Here is an 8,431-nt window from a genome sequence, read left to right as displayed (position 1 = left end):
TCTACGATGCTTTGAAACGGCGTCCACGTTGCCTTGAAACACCGTCTACGCTCATCTGAAATGGCCGTCCACGATGGCTTGAAATACGCACCGACGTCAATGTCCAACGGGCAAGGGAAGGGGTGATGACCTTGTATTTGCACTTACAAAGGGACTTCGCTGTAGTGCCCCTCGGGCGCGGCCTCGAAAGGCATGACACAGCAATGGACAAGAGGAGCGCGCGGTTGCCCACGGCCGTCGCGGCATCCGGCTTGGACATGAAGGCGACGTAGTCGCGCTTCATCGTCTTCACGAAGCTCTCGGCCATGCCGTTACTCTGCGAGCTGCAAACCGGCTAATGCTGGAAGGTGCGCGGGCCGATGGCGTGGACATCAACCGCTTCGCGACGAAGGAAGATGCCCGCTACTAGGACGTCCGCTCGGCCTATAGGGCGTCGCCCGATCACAGCCTGGGTGGTGCGGACTACCGAGTCTTCATCGTGAAAGCTGATTCCAACAATGACCGTGCAATCCCCGCAGCGAGATGACTTTCTCAGCGGACTCGGCTCGTTGCACCTCTTACGGGCATTCGTTGAAGTTGGTGTTGAAGCTCTTGTAAGGCAGCCTTCGCGTTGGCTATGCTGGCAGAGGTAAGTTCGGCGAACCCTTGGTGTTCTGTGCCCGCCACCAATGAAGCTATGGCTAATCGGGGGCGCCCGGCGCCCATTAACGCAAGCCCAAAGTTGACATGTGAGCGGGCCTGCCAGGCGAGAGAAAGCGACGGGAACCCCACGTGGTTGATGCCTACCCAATATTCGGCGATCGCCGAATTGAAATCACCCATGTCCAGAAACGCACGAGCGAGGCCAGTATGTGCGCAGACTTGCCCATGCGGTTCAAGAACGTGGAGCCCAGGGTCGCGTCTCGCCTTCCGATAGGCGTCAATGGCGAACTTGACCTGACCGCTGGCCCGCAACGCATGACCCAGGTCCACATGCGCTTCTACCCGTTCGACATCGGAAAGCGCCCGAAACCCACGGTGCGCTATCCCCCTTTGAAAGGCGGTAACCGCTTCCTCACACTGCCCGGCATCCAGTAACGCATGGCCCAAACTGGCAAGCGCGACAGCCTGGGTGATAGGCGGCAGTGCAGGAAACCCGGCATGAAAGGTACCTTCACGATACTTCGCAATCGCCGGCTCGAGCCGATCTGCGTCCCGAAGAGAGTGGCCCAGATTGATATGAGTGTGAGCCTGCCGAGTGATAGGTAGTTCCCTAAACCCACGGTGTGCGATCGCGATCCGGTATTCGGTGATCGCTAACTTGTACTGGACGCTGTTTTGGAGGGCGGTTGCAAGGTCAATATGCGCGCTGGCACGCTTCACCGGTGCGAAAGTGTTAAAGCCACGATGGGCGATGGCATCCCGAAAGGCGCTTATCGCTGCTGGGAGATCGCCGGCCGCAAAAAAGGCATGTCCCAGCATGAAGTGGGCATTAGCTTTGCCCCCGTCGGCAATCGCCTCGAATCCGGGGTGTCCGATAGTTGCCTGAAGGGGCGCGATCGCCAAGTGAGCCTGACCAATGTCCCGCAGCGCAATGCTCTGGGAAACTAGCAAGCTGATCTGCAAATTGTTGGAAAGCGCGTCGAACCCAAGGTGTTCAATGCTCGCCTGGAAAGCGTGGATGGCCAGCTCAAGCTCGTTAATGTGCTGCGCCGCAAGTCCCAGGTTACCAAACGCCCCGGCCTGCCAAGCGTGCGAAAGCGCTTGAAAACCGGGGTGACCGGTTCCTGCTAGCAAGGCGTGTACGGCTGGCTCGGGGCTGCCGGTCTTTCGTAGGGCAGTGCCCAGACCGACAAATGCCTGGGCTTGCAATCCTTGGGCTATGCCCTCGAACTCCGGGTGAGCTGTACTTGCTTGAAATGCGGCAATGGCGGCCTCGTAATGTTCGGCATGGAGTAACGCATTGCCGTGGCCAATATGCGCGGCGGCGTGCTCTGGGAGCGCGATGACATGTGAAGTGTTGGACGGAATATCGCTTTGCGATGCACTACCCATGAAAGTCAACTTCCGAAGCAATGGTCAAATCGAGGCGCGGGTCTTCGATAGCGTACGGCGATCTCGCAAAGGATGGCTTACCGATCGGCACATGGGTCCGGCTTTGCGCGGCTTACGTCTCATCGCACCGAATTGACAGAACACCTGCGCGCGTATCGCCGACTCAGCGGCAACTGCTTCAAGCGCGCATTTCTAAAGATGAGCCAGCTGCGCCAACGGATGTGATCAAAATCTAGACAAACTCGGTCCTAAGCTGCTGGTAGACGGCTTGGGATCGGTTGTCCGAGCTAGGCTGCGGGCGGACCCGGACTGGCTTTCGTTGCTGCACCGGAAAACCCAATGGAATATTACGAAGATATAGCTGCAAGCGCTTCGGCAAATGGTGAGACTGCGGCCGATTACCGCCAGCTGGCGCAGCGCCTGAAGATGGCGAGGATTGTGGCATCGGCCGCCGCGCTCGGCGCATGGTTCTGGGCCGGTGCCGGTTGGGCGATTGCGCTGATTTTGCTGGGGTTCATTTGGCCTTGCGAGCCGAGCATGCCAACCAGGTCGCGAAGCGCTTGGAGGGCACGGAAGGCCCGCGCAGTTTGGAACTGTGCGTGAGTACGCGTTTTGATGGACTGGCGAGCACGGTAAGTGATGGCGCGTTGTTGGGCGGTCCATCGCGGAGATTGAACATCAGCGAGCGATGCTGATGGACGTGCTGATCCGTTGGTGTTGATGGAACAAGGGGCCCGTCGGGCCCCTTGTGGTTGCATCAGAAGTTGTTGTCGCCGAGATCATGGTCAAGGCCATCAGGATGCACTTCCCGGTCTTCTGCGAGCCACTGGACCAAGGCCAGTTGGTAGTGCGAGTGCAGCCGCTCGCGCAGATCGTCGATCAGTTCGATCACGGCCCAGGCCTGCGCTGGTGTCCAGTTGGCGTCGACGAGCAGGTTCAAGCCTTGGTTGATACCGGAGGGCTGGTGGAAGGTCATGTCGGTTCCGTGGTCATGGTGATGGATGTGGCGATGTCGGTCAGCACGCTCATCGCCTTGCACGCCGGCTTTGGGTCGCCGTGTAGGTTTCCTGGACGTGGCGGGTGCGGTAGTACCAGCGCTCAATGGTGGACGCACCGAATTGAACGTCAGCGCCGGTGATGGGGTGACGCCAGACCTTGACGGCCAAGGCATGGAACGTCTGCTGCAATTCCCCCTTGGGCGGCGGCGAGGCCAGTAAGGGGCCGACGACCGAGAAGCGCAGGCGCGCCCATCGGTTGCGGTGATCGATCGACAGGGACATGGATTTCCCGTTGGCTGTGGATAACGGGAGCAGGCTACGGACCGCCCGAGTGATGCGCTATCGACAAGCTCTGCGGATCACCCCCAATGCCAACACGACCCTCAACCGGCGCGATCAGATCGGGTTCAGTAGCAGGCGCAAGATCGCGATCAGGCGCTCATCCTGGGTGTGGTGTTGAACGGCCTGCAGCAGGCAGTCGGGATAGACGAACGGCTCCGGTGATGGCTGCAGGCGGCCGCGCAGCCACCGGCCAACGGGCGTGCTGGGGAAGGCCTCGCTCCACCACTGGCGCCAGCGCTTGAGCGTGGCCCAGCCGACCTGCGGCAGGCCGTCCAGGCACACGCCATGGGTGCGGCTCGATCGCAGTACCACGATGATGGATAGATAGACGCGCCGGTCGACGAAGCGCACCGACTCGGGCGTGGTGCGCCTGCGGCAGTCCGCGCAGCACAAGCTCAGGCGCGTGTCGCACTCCACTCGCGCCGCCGCCGGGCACCCCCGTGGCTTGCGCGGGTAGTCGGTGCTGTGCAGTGGCTCGCCGCAATGGCAGCACCCCCTGTCGCGGACCGCCCTTGCAAGGTCCTCATCAATGCGGCGCAACAGGGCGCAGAACGATGGCGTCTGTAGCAAGGCATGGCACACTCCCGAGGTCTCCTTCGTTGGCATCGTCGAAGGTGACATCTTCGCAGGCGCGCACGTGCACGCTCCTTGAGGGACGTTCTTCAGCGTACCTCATTCTTCTTGCTCAAATCCCCACCGCTTCGCCATCACGGACGGTGCTCATGCACAGGAACCAAACGATTCGATAGAATCGCCGTGATGCACGGGTGCGCCGTCGCGATTGCGATCGCGAGCGATGTCCGGCGGAATATTAGGCTTTGGAAGCCGAGGGTAGATCAGGAGCGGACATGAGACGGATTCTTTGTTTGCTTTGGGGGCGGCACAAGTACGAAGAGGTTGCCCGCCAAGCATCTCGACACGACATATGTGTTGTGCATCTGAAGTATGTCCACTGTGGTGACGAATCGAGCGAGCTACGCTAAACGCGTCGTGCTGCGCCGGCACGACGAAGGGACCGTGCGGATTCGTCCCAAGCTTGCTGCAGAGGAGCCGGTCCCTAGGGCGAGATAATCGCAGCCTTAGCGGTTGCGATCTTGCGGCCCTGGCACTGGAGACCGAGGAGGCGATGCCACGGGCGGTGCGATCATTTCAAGGGCCCTCGTCGCGACAACTTGTCTAACCGATTCAAGCTGCTTGAAACCAGCGTGCGCGATGCCTCTATTGAAGGCCTTCACCGCGTCATCGATCCGACCCATATCGCGCAATGCGCGACCTAGATTGAGATACGCCGCGGCTTGCCGGTCTGGCGGTAGTTCCTCGAACCCGCGGTGATTTGTCGCTTTCTCAAAAGCCGCTAAGGCAGGTTTCGCCACTCCCGGGACACCGTAGCGCAGCCACGCTTCGCCAAGACTTGCATACGCATCAGCCTGCACAACGTCTGCAAGGTCGGCAAACCTTTTGTGTTCGGTGCCTGCATCCAATGCGGCGATCGCCCGGTTGTATTCGCGGGCTTTGAACAGATCTAAGCCTCTGGTGAGGTGCGCGGCCGCTTCTTCGGGCGTTTCCTCGGCCGACGGCACGGTGTTAATCGACGCAGCTGTGTTTCTCGGCAGTGTTGGACTCATCGAAGCGGACCTTTGAGTGGTTGGTCTTACGATCACGAAAGTCATTTCGGCTCCGCGGCCCACCCCACCATCGAATGGCCACCAAACTTCCGCGAAGTTGAGGCCGGGACCATTTGCCCGGCCGGGGCTGATTGCCTGGTGCTCGCCGCTTGCACCCGGCCACGCGTATCAGTCCGGTGTCGTCCTGGATCTCGATGTTCCGTCGCTTGACGTTCAATATGCCGTCACGGACGAGATTGCTGAAAATCCGGCTCAGCGTCTTCATCTCGATAGCGAGGTGGTTGGCAATCTCCTTGCGGCCCATAGGCAGGACGAGTTGCTGGCTCGACAGGTCTCGAGTGCCAGGCCGCCGCGATAGATCGAGCAAGAAGGCGGCCACACGTTCCTCGGGGTGCATGCTGCCCAAAACCAGCGCGTCTTTCTATTTGCGGTGAATCCGCATGCTGAACACCCGCTTCATCACCTTTTGGATCGCAAGGGATTGCTCCGCAACCGTTGCGAGATGTCCCCAAGGGATCGCATACACCTCGGTGTCCTCGAGCGCGATCGCGCTGGTGGTGCGCGTTGCTGACTCCAAGCCATCGGTACCAAAGACGTCGCCGCTCAGGCAAAACGCGACAATGGATTCCCGTCCGTGTTCGTCGCCCAGCGTGATCTTGAGTGAACCCGATTTCACGGCGAAGAGGCCGTCCACGGCGTCGCCAGCGCGAAAGAGTGTTTCGCCTCGGGGTACGCGAATCGCGCGTTGCGCAAGGTCCTCAATGATGGCGATGTCGCCATGCGCCAATCCTTCGAGAAGGCAATGCCCAGCGTTCTCGCAGGCCGTGCAGGTTGTGGTAGTCGAATGATCTGGCATTGCGTGCCCTTGGCTTGGCCAGGTCGGAAGACGCGGCACCATGGGCACAGCTAGTGCACGTGCAAGGCGGGTAGCCCGCCAGCGTTTGGTTTGAGGACCACGACTGGTGCGCTCAACTGCGGTGACCACTGACGCAGTTCCGCAACCAGTTGGCGACAAGTCATGTCTGGCAATACGTCGCCAGACACCAGGAGGTCGGCAGCGTAATACGCCGCCAAGAGCAGCGCATCACGACCGCTGGCGCACTCGACAACGTCGTGCCCCTGCTCCCGTAACTGTAGCCCGAGGCCGATACGCACATCGCGACTGCCCTCCACCAGCATTACCTTCATCCCGAACGTCCCCTTAAAATGAATGCCGCGTCTTCGGTGTGCGCGGTCGTGATGCAAGGCAGCTCGAGCTGGTCGTCCGTAATGGCAGGCGTCGATGCTGACGCGCAAGGCTGCAGACGGAACGATGCTGATCCTGTGCCGGTAGTGCGTGAGCCTTGCAGGGGAGCCATCAGCGGTGCCCCACGCAAACGGTTTCAGTATGCGTGCAGTAGGAGATATGTTGTCTATCCTCCTCAAGGAGGGCATCACCGATTAAGACAGATCACCACAAGGGGGGGCGGTGGAAATCGCGGCACAGTTGGATGAGCGACGCAGTCGAGCGGAGGCGATTGCGTGGGTCCAGGAGCAAGTGGCACTGCATGGGCTGACGCTGTCACAGCTCAAGGCGGCGGGATGCTTTGCGGCACCCAAGCGGCAACCTGTCACCAAGTTCAAGGGCAACAGCAGATGGAATGCAATGCCGCGCTCGGCGACCGAACTACGCCAGCGCGCGGAAGCGATCGTGTGGATTCGCACGCAGATCACGCGCCATGGATTGAGCTACGCGCAACTGCAAGCTGCGGGATGCTTTGGCACGGCAAGACAACGCGCCGGCCAAGCGCAGTATCGCAACGCGCAAGGGCAGACCTGGGATGGGCGCAGCGAGATGCCCGAGTGGCTACAGCGCGCGATCGCGGCAGGTCAGTCGGCCGAGCATTTCCGGGTGACTTAGCTCGATAAGGCCGCCACCCCGCTCACTTCACGAGCGGGTGTGGAGTTGGATACTGCGGATTGGGTCGAGCGCGTTTTGTAGGTGGGGCATCAGTACGGGTATCGCCTTGCCTTAAACCCAGCATCACGTCGTCTTGAGTAACAGCGCTCGAACTCAAGGCGGCCGTAGTGGTGCCTGTCTTCCCGGTAGCGGGAGGTGTCATGGAAGCATCGATCAGTCTCGACGTAGGCGCGCCGGGTTGATTGACGTAGCGTGCCACAAGACCTCGCGTAGAAAACGCAAGGCTCTGGGGATCACTGCACGCGAGCTGCACCAGGGCTTTAAGCGTACCGATGTCTTTGTCAGGCATTCCGCCTGCGTTGAGGGCTTTCATGTCCGCCGCCAACCGGCCAGCTCTTTGCGCCAACGCTTCGGAATCAGCGAGAAACTTCGCCGGAACCTCTTTCACTTGCGGTACCGCGGTGAAGGCCTTTTGTGATTCACCAAAGTGTTCGGCTGCCTTGCCAAATGCCAAGGCCTCGAAAGCTCTGAGTGCGCGCGCTTCCTCGGCAAGACCGTGTACACGCAGCGCTCGCGCTTGGGCATCAGCGATGAGCTCCGTCGGAGCACGTGCCACCTGTGCCGCCGATGAGTAGTGCTTCGTTGATTCGTCGAAGTATTCGGCAGCCAAACTCCATTCCATCGCCTTGAACCCGGCAACTCCGGTTTCACCACTCGATTTGCCGTCGAGCCAGTACTCCAGTGCGCGAGCCGCTGACTTCGAGATTCTTTCCCACGGCGGGTCTAAGCCTGCGGTTTGTTCAGACGTCAGAGCCGAGTTCTGATCTGTAGGCACTGCGACACCCCTTATCTATGAAGACATAGGAAAGTATGTCTGCGACTGGCTCCCCGATCACTTACATGAATGCGCGATGCAGACCGGCACACGCCACGTATAGATCTTGACTGCCATATGAAGGAAGCGCTCTCTGCGCGCTGCACCTCCCACTTGATTCTTATGCTTTGACTATCATCAAAATCAATCACACGGAGGTTGGCGATGGCTCAAGTTGAGACGCGCGTTTTGACGGCTCATGTGCCGGTGCAGTTGGCGGAGAAGGTTGATGAGCTTGCAGGGCGGCTGGATAGGTCGCGCGACTGGATCATGAAACAAGCGCTATCAGCTTGGATCAGTCAGGAGGAAGAGCGTAGTCGGTTAACGCGCGAGGCCCTTGCTGATGTGGGCGCTGGAGCGGTGATCGCCCATCAGGCTGTGCAAGGGTGGGCTAACAGTCTATTGACGGCTAAGCCAAGGAAGGCCCCGCGTTGATGGAAATCAAGTGGACCCGCAAGGCGGTATCTGACGTGACGCGCCTGTATGAGTTTTTGGCTCAAGTCAACAAGTCTGCGGTGACCCTACACCAAGAAACAGTACCGCTGAGAAGTAGAGAATCCGGCATGATGACCCTACACCGGAATTAGTACCGTCCAGAAGTGGAGATTTCCGGCGTCGTTGATTCGTCCGTCGAGGCGCTTTCCCTTGCCTGACGGGC

At 59.9% G+C, this 8,431-nt stretch carries 10 protein-coding genes; 2 read left to right on the top strand and 8 right to left on the bottom strand.

The window, feature by feature from the left end; genetic code table 11:
- Positions 1–531: 531 nt before the first annotated feature.
- The 7 genes from R2N16_RS25225 to R2N16_RS25200 form a co-directional block, all read right to left on the bottom strand.
- Positions 532–2,034, bottom strand: coding sequence for a tetratricopeptide repeat protein (locus R2N16_RS25225; RefSeq protein ID WP_316669742.1), 1,503 nt, complete (start codon positions 2,032–2,034; stop codon positions 532–534).
- A gap of 757 nt (positions 2,035–2,791) precedes the next feature.
- Positions 2,792–3,010: a hypothetical protein gene (locus tag R2N16_RS25220; RefSeq protein ID WP_316669739.1), complete on the bottom strand. Its 219-nt coding sequence runs from the start codon at positions 3,008–3,010 to the stop codon at positions 2,792–2,794.
- A 49-nt stretch (positions 3,011–3,059) separates the two neighbouring features.
- Positions 3,060–3,314 carry a hypothetical protein gene (locus R2N16_RS25215; RefSeq protein WP_428984174.1) on the bottom strand — a complete coding sequence of 85 codons (255 nt, stop codon included), beginning with the start codon at positions 3,312–3,314 and terminating at the stop codon, positions 3,060–3,062.
- Positions 3,315–3,428: 114 nt separating this feature from the next.
- A complete protein-coding gene (locus R2N16_RS25210; RefSeq protein ID WP_316669737.1) occupies positions 3,429–3,791 on the bottom strand; it encodes a transposase in 363 nt (120 codons plus the stop codon).
- Positions 3,792–4,453: 662 nt separating this feature from the next.
- Positions 4,454–5,044, bottom strand: a complete 591-nt coding sequence (locus tag R2N16_RS25205) for a hypothetical protein (RefSeq protein ID WP_316669735.1) — start codon at positions 5,042–5,044, stop codon at positions 4,454–4,456.
- Positions 4,959–5,396, bottom strand: a complete 438-nt coding sequence (locus tag R2N16_RS25610; protein ID WP_428984173.1) for a helix-turn-helix domain-containing protein — start codon at positions 5,394–5,396, stop codon at positions 4,959–4,961. The genes R2N16_RS25205 and R2N16_RS25610 overlap by 86 nt, the downstream gene beginning before the upstream one ends.
- Positions 5,397–5,420: 24 nt before the next feature.
- The gene (locus R2N16_RS25200; RefSeq protein ID WP_316669733.1) at positions 5,421–5,855 is read right to left on the bottom strand and encodes a Crp/Fnr family transcriptional regulator; all 435 of its coding nucleotides are present in this window, start codon (positions 5,853–5,855) and stop codon (positions 5,421–5,423) included.
- 612 nt (positions 5,856–6,467) lie between these two features.
- Here R2N16_RS25200 and R2N16_RS25605 point away from each other — a divergent pair.
- The gene (locus R2N16_RS25605; protein WP_428984172.1) at positions 6,468–6,899 is read left to right on the top strand and encodes an H-NS family nucleoid-associated regulatory protein; all 432 of its coding nucleotides are present in this window, start codon (positions 6,468–6,470) and stop codon (positions 6,897–6,899) included.
- Between the two features lie 22 nt (positions 6,900–6,921).
- Here R2N16_RS25605 and R2N16_RS25190 read toward each other — a convergent pair whose 3' ends face one another.
- The gene (locus tag R2N16_RS25190; RefSeq protein ID WP_316669731.1) at positions 6,922–7,734 is read right to left on the bottom strand and encodes a hypothetical protein; all 813 of its coding nucleotides are present in this window, start codon (positions 7,732–7,734) and stop codon (positions 6,922–6,924) included.
- A 204-nt stretch (positions 7,735–7,938) separates the two neighbouring features.
- Between R2N16_RS25190 and R2N16_RS25185 the strand changes: the two genes are divergently transcribed.
- On the top strand, positions 7,939–8,208 hold the full coding sequence (locus R2N16_RS25185) for a CopG family ribbon-helix-helix protein (RefSeq protein ID WP_316669729.1): 270 nt from the start codon (positions 7,939–7,941) through the stop codon (positions 8,206–8,208).
- The last annotated feature ends 223 nt before the right edge of the window (positions 8,209–8,431 follow it).

Origin of the sequence: Ralstonia psammae (assembly GCF_958405935.1) — a bacterium.
GTDB classification, from domain to species: Bacteria; Pseudomonadota; Gammaproteobacteria; order Burkholderiales; family Burkholderiaceae; genus Ralstonia; species Ralstonia psammae.
This window is presented reverse-complemented; position numbering and strand designations above follow the sequence as displayed.

Bases quoted from the DNA above. Each gene is read 5' to 3' on its own strand.
- R2N16_RS25225 (WP_316669742.1), bottom strand. From the start codon at position 2,034: ATGGGTAGTGCATCGCAAAGCGATATTCCGTCCAACACTTCACATGTC.
- R2N16_RS25220 (WP_316669739.1), bottom strand. From the start codon at position 3,010: ATGACCTTCCACCAGCCCTCCGGTATCAACCAAGGCTTGAACCTGCTC.
- R2N16_RS25215 (WP_428984174.1), bottom strand. From the start codon at position 3,314: ATGTCCCTGTCGATCGATCACCGCAACCGATGGGCGCGCCTGCGCTTC.
- R2N16_RS25205 (WP_316669735.1), bottom strand. From the start codon at position 5,044: ATGACTTTCGTGATCGTAAGACCAACCACTCAAAGGTCCGCTTCGATG.
- R2N16_RS25610 (WP_428984173.1), bottom strand. From the start codon at position 5,396: ATGCACCCCGAGGAACGTGTGGCCGCCTTCTTGCTCGATCTATCGCGG.
- R2N16_RS25200 (WP_316669733.1), bottom strand. From the start codon at position 5,855: ATGCCAGATCATTCGACTACCACAACCTGCACGGCCTGCGAGAACGCT.
- R2N16_RS25185 (WP_316669729.1), top strand. From the start codon at position 7,939: ATGGCTCAAGTTGAGACGCGCGTTTTGACGGCTCATGTGCCGGTGCAG.